Origin of the sequence: Kitasatospora sp. NPDC091276 (assembly GCF_040684355.1) — a bacterium.
Lineage (GTDB): Bacteria > Actinomycetota > Actinomycetes > Streptomycetales > Streptomycetaceae > Kitasatospora.
In genome coordinates, this window is sequence record NZ_JBFBFU010000019.1 from 109,375 (window position 1) to 124,597 (window position 15,223).

The following is a 15,223-nucleotide window of genomic DNA, read 5'->3' on the forward strand; positions in this document are numbered from 1 at the left end:
GCGGCCGGCCGGGCTGGTCGGTTGTACGGCGGGCCGCACCCCGGCGGGGGTTACAGGGCGCGGGTGAGGCGGTCGGTCAGCAGGCGTGTGAAGCGAGCCGGGTCGGGCAGGTCGCCGCCTTCGGCGAGCAGGGCGCTGCCGTGGACGAGTTCGGCGGTTTCGGCGAGCGCCGGGTTGTCGGCTCCTGCCTGGTGGGCCTGGTGCAGGGCGGTGATGAGGGGGTGGGTGGGGTTGAGTTCGAGGATGCGCTTGACCTGGGGGAGCTCCTGGCCCATGGCCCGGTACATCTTCTCCAGGGTGGGGGTCAAGTCGTGGGCGTCGCCGACCAGGCACGCCGCGGAGGTGGTCAGGCGGGTGGAGAGTCGGACCTGCTTGACGTGCTCGGCCAGGGTGGTCTGGAGCCAGGCGAGGAGGGGGGCGAAGTCCTGTTCGCGCTGGGCCTTCTCCGCCTTCGCCTCGTCACTGCCTTCCCCGTCGGCGTCGTTGTCGAGGTCGACCTGGCCCTTGGCGATGGACTGGAAGCGGTGGCCGTCGAAGGCGGGAATCTGGTCGGTCCAGACCTCGTCGACGGGGTCGGTGAGGATCAGGACCTCATAGCCCTTGGCGGTGAAGGCCTCCATGTGCGGGGAGTTCTCCACCATCGCCCGGTTCTCGCCGGTCAGGTAGTAGATGGTGTCCTGGCCGTCCTTCATCCGCGCAACGTACTCGCGCAGCGTGGTCGGCTTCTCCGCATCATTTGTCGAGGCGGCACTGACCAGTTCCAACAGCGCGTCGGTGTTGTCGCGGTCCTCGATCAGGCCCTCCTTGAGGACCCGGCCGAACTGCTCCCACAGCTTCGCGTAGGTCTCGCCGTTCTTGGTCTGCATGTCCTTGAGAGCGCCGAGGACCTTCTTGACGAGGCGCCGGCGCACGGCGGTGATCTGGCGGTCGTGCTGCAGGATCTCGCGGGAGACGTTCAACGACAGGTCGTGGGCGTCCACCACGCCCTTGACGAACCGCAGGTAGTTCGGCATCAGCGCGTCGCAGTCGTCCATGATGAACACCCGCTTGACGTAAAGCTGCACGCCCCGCCTGGTGTCGCGGGAGAACAGGTCGAACGGGGCGTGGGCAGGGATGAAAAGCAGCGCCTCGTACTCGAAGGTGCCCTCGGCGCGCATGTGGATGGTCTCGGCCGGGGCCTGCCAGTCATGGCTGATCTGCTGGTAGAACTCGTTGTACTCGGCCTCGGTCACCTCGCTGCGCGGGCGGGCCCACAGGGCCTTCATCGAGTTCAGCGTCTCCAGCTCGCCCGCAGCCCCACCGTCGGCGTCGGCGCTGTCGTCGGTAGTGGTACTGACGGGCTCGGTGGCCATCCGGATGGGCCAGCGGATGAAGTCCGAGTACTGCTTGACGATCTGCCGGATCTTCCACTGGGCCAGGTAGTCGCCCAGCCCGTCCTCGCTGTCCTCGGCCTTGATGTGCAGGATGACCGAGGTGCCCACCGGCAGGCCGTCGGCCGGCGCGATGGTGTAGGTGCCCTCGCCGTCGGACTCCCACACGGTGCCCTGCTCGGTGCCGGCGCGACGCGTGTGGAGGGTGACCTTGTCGGCGACCATGAACGCGGAGTAGAAGCCGACGCCGAACTGCCCGATCAGGTGCTGCGCGGCGTCCGCGTCCTTCGCCTCCTTGATCTTCGCAAGCAGGCCGGCGGTGCCGGACTTGGCGATGGTGCCGATCAGGTCGACGACGTCGTCTCGGGTCATGCCGATGCCAGTGTCCCGCACCGTCAGGGTGCGGGCGTCCTTGTCGACCTCCAGGATGATGTGCGGGTCGGGGGCCTCAAGGGTGGTGTCGGTGAGGGATTCCAGACGGAGCTTGTCGAGGGCGTCGGAGGCGTTGGAGATCAGCTCGCGCAGGAAGATGTCCTTGTTCGAGTAGATCGAGTGGATCACCAGCTGCAGCAACTGGCGGGTCTCCGCCTGGAACTCCAGCGTCTGGGTCGAACTGGCCACGGGAGGCGTCTCCTTCGAGGGTTCGGATCGGGTCAAGCCGCCGGGGCAGGCGAGCGTTCTGCGTGGCCGGCCCCGGGGGTGTTCAGATGTGGCTGAGGGGCTGGTAGGGCTGCTCGGGGCGGGTGTGGCCGGGGCGGGCGGTGCCGTAACAGGACAGGAAGAGCTTCCAGCCGTCGCGGCACTCCAGCGTCGCGCCGTAGCGGACCGCGGGCGGGTCCGGGCGCGTGCTGTACCGGTCGACGCGCACGATGCCGCCAGCCGCGATGGCAGAGGCGACCAGGGCCTGCTCGACGAGGTCCACCGGAACCGACGAGCCCGTGAGGTCCGGCACATCCACGCTCTCGGCGCCGTCGCCGGTGGTGATGGTGGGCGCGGGGCCGCTGGCGCCGGTGATGGTCCACCACACCTGTCCGCCGCCCTCCAGGGTCACAGTCAGTCCGTAGGGGCTGTCGTCGTCACGCTTGCCGGCACCGGTAATGCCCGGTATGCCCAGGGCACGCTCGATGAGCAACTGCTGCAGGTCGGCTGGAGTCATGGGAGTCGGCTGGGGTCGGGACGGAGCGACCGTCACGGTCCGGAAGATTCGGGCGGTCTGCACGCCGGTAGCCGTCAGGGCGTCAACTCGCGCCCCGCGTGCCGGGGCAGATGCCGCGTGCAGGCTTACGGCGGTAAGCCGGTCCACAGCGTGCGGGTCGCGGACCGACAGCGGCGTGCCCCGGGGCGGTCACGGGTCGGCTGGCGGTGTGCGGCGCTGCCGGTCGCTGTCGGCGCGCAGTTGGTCGGCTCGGGCGGTGAGCTGATCGAGGCGGTCGGTGATCTTCGGGTGGTTCGCCTCCAGGAGGGGCCGGGTCTCGGCGAGCGGGGCAAGCAGACGGGCGGGGTCGTGGTGGCCGAGTGCATCCAGGAGGCGATCTATGGCGGGGGCCGCTTGGGGGCTCAGGCCGTCCAGGGCGCCGATCTGTCCGGCGAGGCGGCGCAGGTCGGCGGCGTTGTCGCGGGCCCAGGTGGTCACCGCGCGGTCGGCGGCGCGCTGGTCGCGCGTGGCCTGGACGCGCTGCTCGCCGGTGCTGCCCGCCTCGGTGCCGGCATCAGCGTTGGGACGCAGGCGCAGGTAGCGGCGTTCGGCGGCCTGGCGGCTCTGGACGCCCAGCGGTTCGGCGAGGTCGGCCCAGGTGGCGCCGGCGTCGCGGGCGGTCTCGATCAGGCCGGTCTCCCAGTCGGCGAGCTCCTCGCGCAGGTGGCGCAGCAGCAGGAGTGCGGAAAGGGCCTGCTGCGGATCGCTTTGTCCTGCGTCGTCCGGGGGTGCGTGGCGGGCGGTGCGGGCGGCGGCGTCCATCATGCCCAGCGCGGCGGCGGCGGCCAGGAACGAGGCCGGCCCCACCCCGGCCGCGCCGGTGTCCTGGGTATCCATGTCGTCACTCTTTCGCTGACTGGGTGCCTGTCATCGTATGGATGACATGTTACACGGTTCGCGCCGCACCGGTGCGGACCACCTGCGCCGGCTCCACTCCCTTGCCGAGCGCCGGCGCCACGCCCCCGGCCTTGACCGCTCCTTCGATCCCCGTGACGGTCTTGAGGATCGCCAGGTAGTCGGCGGGCAGCACGCCGGCATCCATGCCTTCCTCGCGGTGCGGGACCAGCACCATCCCGCCCGCCCCGGGAGTGGTCGTGACCCGCTCCAACTCCTCGGCCATGGCGGGGTCGTCCGCCCCGCCGGCCGCTGAGCGTCGGCGAACTGCCCGAACACCACTGAACACCCCGCCCTGGTCGACGGCGCGGGCGAGTCGGGCACCGGGGCAGCGGGTCTGCCGGGGATCGGGGGGCCGGGAACGGCGGTGAGCGCCGCGGACCGGCAGGACCTGTCGGTGAAGGCCGAGCCGGGTGGGGTTCAGTGCACGGAGGTGGCCGTGGGGTCGGCGCCCGGGAAGGCGGGTGCGGCGGCCGAGTGCGTGCAGGTCGCCGACGGCCCGGCGGGTCGTAGGAGTGTTTCCGAGGCCGTCAGCAGCACGCAGGACGGTGCCGGGGCGTGCTCGATCGGCAGCGCGGGGTACTGGTCGTACGAGCGGTTCGGGTCGTGCCTGAAGGACATGACCACGACCTACACGCTGCGCGACGACAAGGACACCGCCATCGGTTCGGCCCAGCTCAAGATCAACCTGAGCATGTCGCTGAGCGCCACGAGCTCGATGTGGACCGAACTGGTGACGGTCACCATGGTGTCCTCGACCAGCAACGTGCCGAGCCTCAACATCGCGTTCGACGCCAGCTGTACGGCGCCCTGCCAGATGGGCGCGGCCAAGCCCTGGGCGGGCGCCCGTACGCTGACGCCCGGGACGTCGGCGCAGGGTACGGTCCTGTACTCGGACTCGCCCGCCGTCGGGGCTGTCGACTCCCTGGCGAACGAGTACCACATGTACGTCACGCAGGACAACACCATCCCCCTGCAGCCGAACGTCAACTGGACCAATCCGCGCAAGGTCCGCTGCGACAACGCCGTCCACGAGCCGGGCAAGGGCTCGCCCGGATGCGTCTACGCCGACGTCCGGCCCGACCTGTCCTACTCCCTGACGGACTACGGTGCGGCGGCCGCGACCTACGCCTTCGCACTGAACTACCTGCCCAACATGCCCAAGCAGTTCACGCGGCTGAAGGGCGACAGCGAGCCGAACCGCAAGCGCACCTGCGGCGCGCAGAGCACGGTGCCGTTCGCCCAGCTGGACCCGGTCGCGTTCCCGGAGGACAGCTGCGACGAGTTCCCCTTCGCCGGGACGTACCAGGGCGGCACGAACGGCGGGCTGTGCGCCGAGATCGTCCCCCAACTCACCAACGGCAACTGGACGTTCCGTGAGACGACCGGACACCCGGTCACGTACAAGGAGTCGTGCGTGCGGGGCCACGTCCCGCTCCCGGTCAACAAGGCGGCCGGCGGGAAGTACGGCAGCTTCGTCCAGACGCAGCGCCTGATCGACACCGAGGCGTTCACCGTCTCCTGGACGACCTGACGTCCACGGGTCCCGGCCCGAACGACACCGTGGCCGCGCCCGGAGGACAGGCCCCCGGGCGCGGCCACGGAGCCCCGACAACGAACGGCCCAGCAGAAAGAGGATCGCGACGATGACCACGCAGGAGCCCTGGTGGGCGCACGACATCATCGTGTGCCTGACCTTCGCCCGCCACCGCGGCCCCGCGCACGTCCTCGACGCCTACGGGGCAGCCGCCGAACCGGTCCGGGAGCTGACGCTGCAGCAGGCCCGCACCACCCTCCCGATCGCGGAGGGAGGCGTCGTCCTGCGCACCGGTGTCCTCGGGGACGGGGAGTGGGCGTTCTGCCACGAGAGCGGCGAGCCCGAGGGCTTCAAGGAGGCCGTGCTCTCACGCCTGTCGGCAGGCACCGAGGCCGTCCAGCTGTACAGCGTCAACGGCATGACCACCCTCGAACGCTACCGGGACGGCGTACGGATCGAGTCCTTCGAGGCGGGCTTCCCGTCGACGCTGCGCAGCGGCCCGGACCACCCGCTGTGGGACGCGGTCCAGGTGCTCCCGGACCGCTCCACGGCCACGCAGGCGGCCGAGGGCGTCCAGGCGTACCTGGGCGTCCGCATCGACGGCGACGTCCTGGAAGGCCCCCTGCCCACCGCGTACCTGCCTCCGGAGCGACGGGCGCCACTCTCCTCCCGCGCCCCCGCAGCCCCGGAGGACGCGTCCTCACAGGGGCTCGGCCGCCTCCTCCCAGGGCTTCCCCCGCACCCCTAACCCGCCGGCGCAGGACGCCACCGCTCGGGACGCCACCGGCCTCGACCTCCACCCCGCCAGAATGGGGTCTGTACAGCCAAAGGCTCCGTCCCGTAATCGGTGGTGACGAAGGGTGACGTCGGCCGTTGGCATGATGCGCGTGATGTCAACGAGCTTGTGAGCGTGGTGTTTTCGGGGCTGTCGGCCCTCGTCATCGAGGGGGTGGCGAACGAGGGCGAGGTCATCCGGGTGTCGGCGCGGACGCGGGATGATCCGGTGCCGTGCCCGGTGTGTGGGCGGCCGACGGGGCGGGTTCACGGGTTCCACGGCCGGGTGGTCGCGGATGTCGCGCCGGAAACTCGACGGCTTCGGATCTTCCAACACGAGGGGCGAGGATTTCACCCCCCTCGATGAACCAAAAACCAAGCTACCCGATCGCCTCCCAGGTTGGGCCGACATCGAGCGACGCATGGCCGAGATCGCTGCCACCGCCGACCCGCCGTCTGCACCTCGGACGACATCTGCACCATCGTCGCCCCCGCGAAACCGTGGGAACGCCACCAATTGCGCGCGGGAAGCCAGCGGGGCCGGCTTCCCGCGCATCCGGGTGACACCGGGGAAGAGGCTCAGTCACCTTCCGGCAGCCAGCGGGCCGCCGCGCTCCGGGCGGACTGCACCGCACCGAGCCAACTGCCCACGGCTACCACCGTGGTAATGGCCAGCAACAGGCCGAGGACGGGCCAGGACAACTGTGCGCCGACGACAGGAGTGGTCAAGGGCCCTGAGAGCCAGATGTCCACCAGGGCTCCGAGGGCGGCGGCGACGAGCGAGGGGATGAGGAGCGTCCAGGCGGCGACGGAGGCGAAGAGCCTGCGGCGGCCGGTGAGCATCCCGAGCGGTGCGACGGTGCGGCTGAAGCGAATGAACTCGGCCATGCTGTTGAGGCCGATGGCGAGGCCGATGAACAGAAGTGCACACGAACCGAACAACGCGACCCAGGGCACCCTGCTGTTCTTCAGAAGTGCGCCCGTCAACCACTCACCCCCGGGAGGTGCGACCGAAGGGCTGAGCGACAGGTGCCGGCGGGCGAGCTGGGTGAGGGCGGCGGCGTCCAGGTCCCCTCCGTTCTGGGACATGAGAACAAGGTAGGAGGCTCCGTTGTCCACCGGCGGTGCCGGAACGGCGCCGGCTCGGAGAGTGAGCGAGTCCTGCTGGCCGTACCAGTTGGCCAGTTCCGCGAGCCGGTGATCGGCATCGCCGCGGTGCAGGAGCTGCGCACGCTCGGGGCAGGGTCGGTGGATCGTCTGCTGCAGCAGCGGGCACGGCGCCTGGAGTACGGCCGTCCCCTTCTTCTGCTCGTCACCTGCGGTCAGCTGGAGCGAGAACGCTTCGACCCCTTGGGGGAGCGCTTCCAGGAACGCTGCCGTGCGGGCGGCGTCGCGGGGTTCCTGGACGGTCAGCACGCTGGTGCCGATGCGGGCGGAGGTGGCCTTGGCCGCGATCATCGGCTGGCTGATCCGGCTGGAGTGCAGCTGCACCTGACCGACAAGGCCGACGGCCACAACGATGCCGGCGACCAGCCGCGCGGTCACTCCCGGGCGTGCGGTGAGCCATCGTCCGGCCACCAGCGTGCCCGTTCCGCCGTGCCGGTGTGCCATGCGGCACAGCAGGCGGCCGGTCGCGGCCATCAGCAGCGAGATCGCCGAGGGCAGTGTGGCCACGGTGAGGAGCACGCCGACCAGGTACACCAGCATGTAGAGGAACGGATTGCGGGGCGCCAGGAGGTCGGGGGCCCTGGTGGCGGCCAGCAGCCCCACAGGGAGCAGGGCCGGCCACCAGCGGGGCGGACGGCGTCGGGCCTGCGGGCGGGTGCCGTCGGTGTCACGACGTCGCCTGCCGTGGTGCCGGTGCAGGAGGACGACTCCGGCCAGGACGGTGGCCGCGGACGCGGCCGTGGTCAGGACGAGTTGTCCTGCGGCGGCGCGCACGTCGGCGGCGGGCAGCGGCGTGGCCACGAAGGGAACCTGAACATCGACGCCCTGATCGGACTGCCCAAGGTCCCCCCGGGCTGGCAGGCCGGCGACCTCGTGTAGGCACGGCCACGGGGTCGCCGCAGCAGATCGCGGTGACCCTCAGCCGACGGCTGCGGTCCCCGGCTGGTCCCCAGCAAGATCACAAAACGGCGGCGCCGCAGCTGCCCGCCACCTGTCGGACCATCAACAAAAAGGCCGCTGGCCTGGTATTTCTCCCGACCAACGGCCTTCCGACATCACTGTCGGGACGACAGGGTTTGAACCTGCGACCCCTTGACCCCCAGTCAAGGGGTTCACTTATTGTCGACAGCCGAGACCATGAGGTCTCGGCTTTCTTGTTGCTCAACCACCATGAGGTGCAAGTGACTTGGAACTTCGCTGCAAAAGTGCTGCCACAGGCTGCTGACGTTGGCTCAGTGTTACTTTGCGCACAAGTGTCCGTTTCGGATCATCAGCGCCCATAGGCGTTCATCAGGTGTGGTCCCAAAATGGTCCCCAGGCCGACCACCCCACCGCAGGCACTGCCTGTGATCGAGATCTGTCGGGCCTTCAGCAAGCGGTGTCACGCGTGCCCGACTGTCCTTGCGTCGATGCCGTCAGCCGACCCACGGGGCCGACGTCTGTGGGCGGATCATGGTCGCTTACCCACTGGCTACGGATGGTGATCTTCCGGGCGGTGTGTCGTCTTGAGCGTGTCTTCGCCGCGTGGTTCTGACGTGCTTCGCGCACTGCCCCGCACGCTCTGCCGCCACACCCGACGCGGCAGCCACTTTTGGCCCAGAGTCACCACCCAGTCCGAGAGAAGGGGAAGCTCATGGGACAGCGTGCGCAGCGGGGTCGGGTCTGCCGACGGTGTGGTTGTACGGACGGGAACGGCAAGCAGCTGGGTCCGTGGTGCGTGCGGCTACTCGAGGAGGCGGGTCACGGGTCGTGGACGTACTGCGTCGACCTGGCCCCGGAAAAGGGCAAGCTCCGCACCCGCCGGCGCGGCGGGTGCGCCACCCGGGCCGAGGCGGCCCGGGAGATGAAGGCGATGCTGGACGGTGAGCTGCGCGGGGTCTACGAGAACCGCCGCACCACCGTGGCGAGCTTCCTGCGGGAGTGGCTGGCGGCGAAGAAGGAGGTGCTCGCGCCCAACACCTACGCCGGCTACGTGGACTGCGTCGAGCGGGACCTGATTCCCGCCTTCGGTCACTACCGTCTCCCCGACCTGCGCCCCAAGCAGATCAACGGCTAGGTCGCCGCCCAGCAGAAGGCCAAGCGGGGTCGCGTCACCGTCTACCGGGCCGTGTCCACCCGGCGCAACGCGCTCAACGCCGCCGTCCGCTCCTGGCGGCTGCGCTACAACCCGGCCAAGCACTCCGTCCCGCCCAAGCCCGGCGCCGCCGTGCGCACCTGCTGGACCCGACCAGGCCGCGGCGTTCATGCGGCACAGCACGGAGCCCTTCAGCTGGCGGCCCACCCCGACGGCCGGCTCGACGGCCTGCTCTTCACCCGCCCCGACGGCGAGCCGCTGCGCCCCCAGCGGGTCCTCGGCCAGCTCCGCAAATGCACCGCAGAACTCGACCTGCCGAAGATCGGTCTGCACGACCTGCACCACACTACGACCAGCATCATGATCGCCGCCGGTATCCCGCTCGCCGTCGTCTCCAAGACCCTGCGCCACTCGAACCTCGCCATCACCGTCGATCTCTACGGCCACCTCCTCAAGGACTCCGCCGACGAAGCCGTCAAGGCACTCGCCTCCGCGCCCGACCGGGCGGACGCCGAGGTGGCCGGCCAGGCCGGTTGCTCTGCCGGTCGCCGCTTCGGCAAGGCAGCGTGAGCGGTCCGGCGCCAGGCCTTCATACCTAGCTGCTCATCGGCCGCTTCCGAGCCGCTGGTGTGAGTGCGGTCGGGTTCCTCTTCGTCGATGTCCGGCTGGAGGAGGTCGGGCAAGTCCTGTGCTGCCCAGTCCGGAAGGGTGACCGCTGCGGAGACCGGCAGCAGGGCATCACGCCGAAGGGACTCCTCCTCGAAGACGGCCTCGGTGAGCCAGGAGAACGTGTCGTCGTCCAGCAGATCGGGATGACAGGCGGCGGTGTCCGCGAGCCGCTCGGTGTCGGGGAAGGCGGTCGGGAGGCCGCCGTTGCCCGCGGCGCGAGCGACGGCGCGGCGGGCCGTGCTCTCATACCAGCCGGACCCCCACCATCCGCCGACGGACTCGGTACGGAAGCCGTGCAGAGTGAGCGGCCGCAGGACGGTTTCCGGTCCGAGGGTTTCGTCGGCCGTCTGCAAGTGGTCGATCTGGCGGTGGATGGAGGCGAGGATCGGTGCCCAGCCTTCATCGAAGATGTCGCTGACCGCGCGGCCGTCGGCGAGTCGGGGGTCTGTACCGTCATCCGCGACAACGACGCCCTCGCCGAGATCCGCCGGCTCGGCATCGGCGTCGGCCGCCAGGAGTGCATGCCCGGCTGGGACTCCGTCGCCGCCCGGTCCTGGTGCCCGGCGCTTCGGCCTGGGAGCCGGGTCGGCTGCGGACGGTGCGCTACCAAGGTTCTGGTTGACGGTTGGCCACTGACGCTGACTCGATGCACCTGAACCTCGCCTGCCGAACTGCGGAAGCCCGATGACCGGTTGCAGACCCCGTTGCCCGCGCGCCCGAACGGTCAGCTGCCGCGCCGACCCCAGGCCGAGACCATGGAGAACGCCAGGTCCCACACACAGGGATTCCGGAAGTCCGCGTAGACGTCGGCCAGTTCCGCCTCGGTGACCAGACCGGTGTCCACCATCTTCCGGGACAGCGGCTTCATGCTGAGGTGCAGCATGCGCGCCATGTCGTCCTGGCCATGGAAAGGGAGGGTGCTGACATGGGCTCCGATGTCAGTGAGGCCGTGGTCCACGAGCGGGGTCGGGAGGTGGCGTGTCCACGTGATGTCGGTGCCGGAGGTTTCGTGCATGACACGCCACATGGCGGCCATGGCGTTGCGGTGGTGCGGGCGCGGGGAGGTCCCGGAGGTGGTGTCGGCGGTCTCCTCGATGACGAGCCACCCACCGGGGCGCAGCCAGGAGACGAGACGTTCGAGGAGTTCGTCCCGCCGGGGAACGTGGATGAGGACGAAGCGGGTGTGGACGAGATCGAAGACGGGGCCCGGGTCGAAGTCTTCGGAGAGGGCATCGCCGGTGACGGTCGTCAGGCGGGGGTGGGCGGGCAGGAAGCGGTCGTCGCGGTCGAGGGCGGTGACCTGGGCCCCCTGGTCGGCGAGCCACCCGGCGACCGACCCGCTGCCCGCGCCGACCTCCAGGCAGTTGCGTCCGGCGGGGGAGACCAGGGAACCGATGACGTGCTGGGTGATGGGGTCGTAGACGGAGGTGAGGTGCCTCAGCCGGTCTCGTTCTTCCTCTGCCGAGAGGCTGAAGATCTGGTCGTAGGTGTGGTGGTCGCCGTGGTCCACGGGGTGCTTCCTTCCTTCCGCTGGTCAACTCACCATGCGGCGAGCTGACCGTAGTCGTTCCCGTTCGTCTCCGGTTGACGGAACGTCATGCTCCCCCTGGAGCCGCTGGGTGACTTGTCCGGCGGTGGATCCTGAGTTGCGGACCCCGGGGACGGAGGGTGGCCGACGTGGCGGTCTCGTGGACGCGGCCGGGTGTGGCCAGGCCGATCCGCCAGCGGGCCAGGACGGCCGCGGCGATGATCAGCAGCTCGGTCCAGGCGAAGGTCTCACCGACGCACTTGTGCGGTCCTGCGGCGAAGGGCATGAAGAGCTTGCGCGAAGCGTGGTCCCCGCGCTGGCGCCACCGGTCGGGGTCGAACCGGTGGGGGTCGGGGTAGCGGAGTGGGTCACGGTGCAGCGCGGCGAGGCTGAAGAGGATCTCCGAGCCCGGGGCGAGCCGGGCGCCGGCGTACTGAAGGGGGGCCACCGCGCGGCGCATCAGGATCCAGTTGGGGGTGTGGAGCCGGAGGGTTTCGCTGAGCGCGTGCCCGGTGCGCTCAAGGCGCGGCAGGTCGCTCCAGCCGACGGTGCCGTCACTGGCGACGGCTCGTACCTCCTCGCTCAGTTCGTCCTGCAGATCGGGATGGCAGGCGAGCTCGTAGCACAGCCAACTGAGTGTGGTGGCAGCCGTCTCGGTGCCTGCCAGCAGCAGCGATACCACCTCGTCCCGAACCTGGAGAGGGGCCATCGGCCGACCCGTCTGTTCGTCCCTGGCGGCGAGCAGCAGTGACAGCAGCGTGCTGTCCGGGCTGTCACGCCGGTCGACCTGCGCGACGATGTCGTCCACCACCGCGCGCAGGTCCTCGACTGCCGCGTCGAAGCGCCGGTTGGCGGGAACGGGCAGCTTCTCCAGGAGCGGCGAGGGGTACAGGGCCCGCTGGATGAACCCCGTGAGGACCACCGGCACGGCCTGGTGGATCCGGGCTTTGTGGCCGGCGCCGAGGCGGGTGGCGAACAGCGCCTCCAGCAGAACGTCCAGGGTGAGTTCGTGCATCCGCTCGCTGATCGTCAGCGGTGACTCCGGCTCCCAGCGGGACACCGCCCGGGCTGCCTCGCGGGTCATCACGGCGGTGTACGTGCGGATGCTGTCGCGGTGGAAGGCCGGCTGGAGAAGGCGTCGCTGGCGGAGGTGGAAGGCGCCCTCGGAGATGAACAGCCCGTTCCCCAGCAGCCCGCGGGCCTTGTCGAAGACGAAGCCCTTCTCGGTCTTCGCGGCGTCCTGGACGAGTAGCCTGTGCACGAGTTCGGGCGCGGTGAGCACATGGACCGGCCGCCGCCACAGCTGGATCCGCACGACGGGGCCCAGGTCCGCCAGCGACTGCAGGAAGGGCATCGGGCGGGTCATCAGCGGAATCAGGTGCCCGATCCCGGGCAGCCGGCCCCCGGCGCAGGGCGCCTCGCCGCCGGCCGTACTGCGGTCACGAGTCATGGCCGGCTCGCTGCGGGTGACGGTGTGTCGAATCGCGAACTTCCACGGGACCAGTCGATGTGCCCCCTTAGCCACAGCCCGAGGCTGCGCGCGTACACCGCGGTCGGTGCGGCGGCGTCGGCGCTGACGGCTTCGCACGCCTCGATGAAGTGGTTCATCTCCCGGTCGCGCATGGCGAGGGCCCGGTCCCGGGCTGCGGACGGGGAGCAGCGGTGGTGACGGGCGAGGACCTCGACGAGGTTGTGGCGTCCCTGGCCGCCGGCGCGCTCCTTGGCATGGGAGTACAGGTCGTTGTCCCAGCTGACCAGGTTCGCGGTGATGTCCGCAAGCCTGCGCAGCGTCGGGCCGTCCGCCTGCGCGGGCGGGAGTTCGTAACCGCCCACGATGTCGATGAGTGCCAGGCAGGTGTACGTCGCCCCCGCGTGGCGGCGCATGGCCACGTACTCGGCGAGCCCGGGGACGGCCGACGCCTCCCGGTTCGTGGCCTCCCAGACCTGCGCGGACAGGTAGTCGCAGACCGTGCGCTCCCACCGGACGAGCTGCGGGGGCGAAGCGTGCACGCGGATCCGGTCCCGGATCTCCCGCAGGGCCACCGCGTAGGCACGTGCGGTTCCCGTGAGCTCGGTCAGGGGCAGGTCGGCGTCGAGTACCCGCGCCAGCAGGGCGGTTGTCCGGGCCAGTGGGCCCGGTGGCCCGCCGCGCTCAGGGTCCTCGCCGTACCCGTCGTCGAAGGCGAAGAGCCAGACGTACCAGTCCGCCAGCAGCCGCAGCATCTCCGCGCCCGCCTCGGGATTGGTCCGAGCGGCGAGGGCACCGCTTCGCTGACGCCGTAGCCGTTCCGCACGCTCGGGCAGCCCGTCGAGCAACCGGTGCTGTGCCATCCAGGCGAAGCTCTCCCGGTCGGCCTGCTCGGCATGCCGGTTCAGCAGGGAGGGGAAGGGGCACCACAACTCGTCGGACCTCCCGCCGGTCGCTGTGTCGTGGGGATTGCTCACGGGCATGCCGGCCTCATCGTTCGGTCGAAGGGAGCGCGAACGCTGTGTCGGCACGGGTCGCTCCGTGCCGACAGCGTGGTTCAGCGCCGGTGCAGGAGGAGGCGGGTGGCGAGGCCGCCGCCCACGCCGGCCAGTACGGCCACCGGCAGCCACCAGGCGGGCCAGGGCAGCAGTCCGAGCGGTGCGTCGAGTGACCAGCGGCCGGGTCCGGTGGCGGACAGCGCCGCGCCGATCGTGACCAGCACCAGCGGGTACTCGAACCCGTCGTTCTGCACCCACAGCCCGTGCGGCCGCTTGACGGTCAGCGCCACCGTCATCACGCCCATCGTTCCCGCGGCGGCCAGCGGCGTGAGCAGACCCGCCGCAAGGAGCAGTCCGGCCCCGATCTGGGTGCCCCCCGCGGTGAGCGCGGTGAACACGCCGCCGCGGAAGCCGTCGCCGCGGAACTCCTCGGTGCCGCCGGCCAGCCCCCGGCCGCCGAGGTGGAAGCTGACCTTCTGGATCCCGTGCCCCGCGACCAGCAGGCCGGCGACCAGCCGGAGCAGCAGGAGACCTGCGTTCACTGGTGAACTCTCTTTCTGTGGTACCTGGTTTCCGGTCAGCCGGCCGCGTGCTCGTTGATCATGCTCTGCGCGTAGACCACACCCAGGCCGTAGGCGCCGGCGTGCTCCTTGACCACGTCCATGACCGGCAGGTAGGTCTCGGTGCGGGCCCAGTCGCGCTGCAGCTCCAGCAGCACCTGGACCCACGTCACCGGCACCGCGCCGGCCGCCGTCATCCGCTGGATGGCGTGCTCATGGGCCAGCGGGCTGACGCCGCCGGAAGCGTCCGTGACCACGTAGACCTCGTAGCCCTGGTCCAGCGCCGACAGGGCGGGCAGCACCAGGCAGACCTCGGTCCACAGGCCGGAAAGGATGATCTTGCTGCGCCCGGTCGCCTTGACCGCCTCGACCAGGGCCGCGTCCTCCCAGGCGTTCATCGAGGTGCGGTCGACCACCCCGTGCTTCGGGAAGACCGCCTTCAGCTGGGGCAGGATCGGGCCGGAGAAGGAATCGGCGGCCACCGTGGACAGCACCACCGGGACGTCGAAGACCCGGGCGGCCTTGGCCAGGCCGACGGTGGCGTTGATGATCGCCGTGCGGTCGCCGCTGCCCGTGCCGAAGAACATCTGCGGCTGGTGGTCGACGAAGAGCATCATCGAGTTGTCCGGCGTCAGTAGATCGGAGCTGGGGGCGGCGTGCACGGAGTCGAAGTCGACCATGGCCGTTCTCTCTTTCGGCTGATGGGGTGTCACGGGGGCGTCGGCGCGGACATCAGCGGGGACGTCGGCGCAGACCTCGGCAGGACGTCGCAAGGCATCGAAGGCTCGGAGACACGAGCGGTGCCGCAGGCTCTCCGGCACAGCAAGGACGCTATCCGGCGGCGCCCGGACATCTCTTCTCCCCCCGCGCCCAGGACTGTTCCCACACTGCACGGAGCTCCCGTGCGCCGTCGGTCCCGGCGCTGCCCGCGGGGGTCGCTGCCCGCACAGGACAGAGCCGGTGCGTGCAGAGCAAAGTCGCAGCTCGAT

16 protein-coding genes and 1 pseudogene are annotated in these 15,223 nt (G+C 70.4%); 6 read left to right on the forward strand and 11 right to left on the reverse strand.

Features of this window, described 5'->3' with window-relative positions; translation table 11 throughout:
* Nucleotides 1-50: 50 nt before the first annotated feature.
* From htpG to AB0O19_RS23745, 5 genes are all read right to left on the reverse strand, one after another.
* Entirely contained in the window at nucleotides 51-1,991 is a 1,941-nt protein-coding gene (gene htpG / locus AB0O19_RS23725) for a molecular chaperone HtpG (protein ID WP_363622111.1), read from the reverse strand.
* Nucleotides 1,992-2,073: 82 nt separating this feature from the next.
* Entirely contained in the window at nucleotides 2,074-2,526 is a 453-nt protein-coding gene (locus tag AB0O19_RS23730; RefSeq protein WP_363622113.1) for a hypothetical protein, read from the reverse strand.
* Between the two features lie 189 nt (nucleotides 2,527-2,715).
* Nucleotides 2,716-3,402, reverse strand: a complete 687-nt coding sequence (locus tag AB0O19_RS23735) for a type III effector protein (RefSeq protein WP_363622114.1) — start codon at nucleotides 3,400-3,402, stop codon at nucleotides 2,716-2,718.
* A gap of 49 nt (nucleotides 3,403-3,451) precedes the next feature.
* Entirely contained in the window at nucleotides 3,452-3,685 is a 234-nt protein-coding gene (locus AB0O19_RS23740) for a hypothetical protein (RefSeq protein ID WP_363622116.1), read from the reverse strand.
* Nucleotides 3,686-3,879: 194 nt separating this feature from the next.
* Nucleotides 3,880-4,080, reverse strand: a complete 201-nt coding sequence (locus tag AB0O19_RS23745; RefSeq protein WP_363622118.1) for a hypothetical protein — start codon at nucleotides 4,078-4,080, stop codon at nucleotides 3,880-3,882.
* Here AB0O19_RS23745 and AB0O19_RS23750 point away from each other — a divergent pair.
* The 3 genes and pseudogenes from AB0O19_RS23750 to AB0O19_RS23760 all read left to right on the forward strand — a co-directional run.
* A complete protein-coding gene (locus tag AB0O19_RS23750; protein ID WP_363622119.1) occupies nucleotides 4,079-4,993 on the forward strand; it encodes a hypothetical protein in 915 nt (304 codons plus the stop codon). The genes AB0O19_RS23745 and AB0O19_RS23750 overlap by 2 nt on opposite strands.
* 112 nt (nucleotides 4,994-5,105) lie before the next feature.
* A complete protein-coding gene (locus AB0O19_RS23755; protein ID WP_363622121.1) occupies nucleotides 5,106-5,744 on the forward strand; it encodes a DUF6461 domain-containing protein in 639 nt (212 codons plus the stop codon).
* 165 nt (nucleotides 5,745-5,909) lie between these two features.
* A pseudogene (locus AB0O19_RS23760) lies at nucleotides 5,910-6,098 on the forward strand (ISL3 family transposase); the annotation flags it as partial.
* Nucleotides 6,099-6,349: 251 nt separating this feature from the next.
* Here AB0O19_RS23760 and AB0O19_RS23765 read toward each other — a convergent pair.
* Entirely contained in the window at nucleotides 6,350-7,738 is a 1,389-nt protein-coding gene (locus AB0O19_RS23765) for a hypothetical protein (protein WP_363622123.1), read from the reverse strand.
* Between the two features lie 916 nt (nucleotides 7,739-8,654).
* Here AB0O19_RS23765 and AB0O19_RS23770 point away from each other — a divergent pair.
* The 3 genes from AB0O19_RS23770 to AB0O19_RS23780 are packed head-to-tail and all read left to right on the forward strand — an operon-like array spanning nucleotide 8,655 to nucleotide 10,336.
* Nucleotides 8,655-8,993 (forward strand): hypothetical protein, encoded by a 339-nt coding sequence (locus tag AB0O19_RS23770; RefSeq protein ID WP_363622125.1) that lies wholly within the window; start codon nucleotides 8,655-8,657, stop codon nucleotides 8,991-8,993.
* Between the two features lie 51 nt (nucleotides 8,994-9,044).
* Nucleotides 9,045-9,581, forward strand: a complete 537-nt coding sequence (locus AB0O19_RS23775; protein ID WP_363622127.1) for a tyrosine-type recombinase/integrase — start codon at nucleotides 9,045-9,047, stop codon at nucleotides 9,579-9,581.
* 59 nt (nucleotides 9,582-9,640) lie between these two features.
* The gene (locus AB0O19_RS23780) at nucleotides 9,641-10,336 is read left to right on the forward strand and encodes a hypothetical protein (protein ID WP_363622129.1); all 696 of its coding nucleotides are present in this window, start codon (nucleotides 9,641-9,643) and stop codon (nucleotides 10,334-10,336) included.
* Between the two features lie 68 nt (nucleotides 10,337-10,404).
* On the opposite strand, the gene AB0O19_RS23785 is transcribed toward AB0O19_RS23780, so the two are convergent.
* From AB0O19_RS23785 to AB0O19_RS23805, 5 genes are all read right to left on the reverse strand, one after another.
* Nucleotides 10,405-11,190: a methyltransferase domain-containing protein gene (locus tag AB0O19_RS23785; protein WP_363622131.1), complete on the reverse strand. Its 786-nt coding sequence runs from the start codon at nucleotides 11,188-11,190 to the stop codon at nucleotides 10,405-10,407.
* Nucleotides 11,191-11,275: 85 nt separating this feature from the next.
* Nucleotides 11,276-12,658, reverse strand: coding sequence for a cytochrome P450 (locus AB0O19_RS23790; RefSeq protein WP_363622133.1), 1,383 nt, complete (start codon nucleotides 12,656-12,658; stop codon nucleotides 11,276-11,278).
* Complete coding sequence (locus AB0O19_RS23795; RefSeq protein WP_363622135.1) at nucleotides 12,655-13,659, reverse strand: hypothetical protein; 1,005 nt, start codon at nucleotides 13,657-13,659, stop codon at nucleotides 12,655-12,657. Before AB0O19_RS23795 ends, AB0O19_RS23790 begins: the two co-directional genes overlap by 4 nt.
* Before the next feature lie 74 nt (nucleotides 13,660-13,733).
* The gene (locus AB0O19_RS23800) at nucleotides 13,734-14,216 is read right to left on the reverse strand and encodes a DoxX family membrane protein (RefSeq protein WP_363588207.1); all 483 of its coding nucleotides are present in this window, start codon (nucleotides 14,214-14,216) and stop codon (nucleotides 13,734-13,736) included.
* Between the two features lie 35 nt (nucleotides 14,217-14,251).
* Nucleotides 14,252-14,914, reverse strand: coding sequence for a hydrolase (locus AB0O19_RS23805; RefSeq protein ID WP_363588209.1), 663 nt, complete (start codon nucleotides 14,912-14,914; stop codon nucleotides 14,252-14,254).
* Nucleotides 14,915-15,223: the final 309 nt, after the last annotated feature.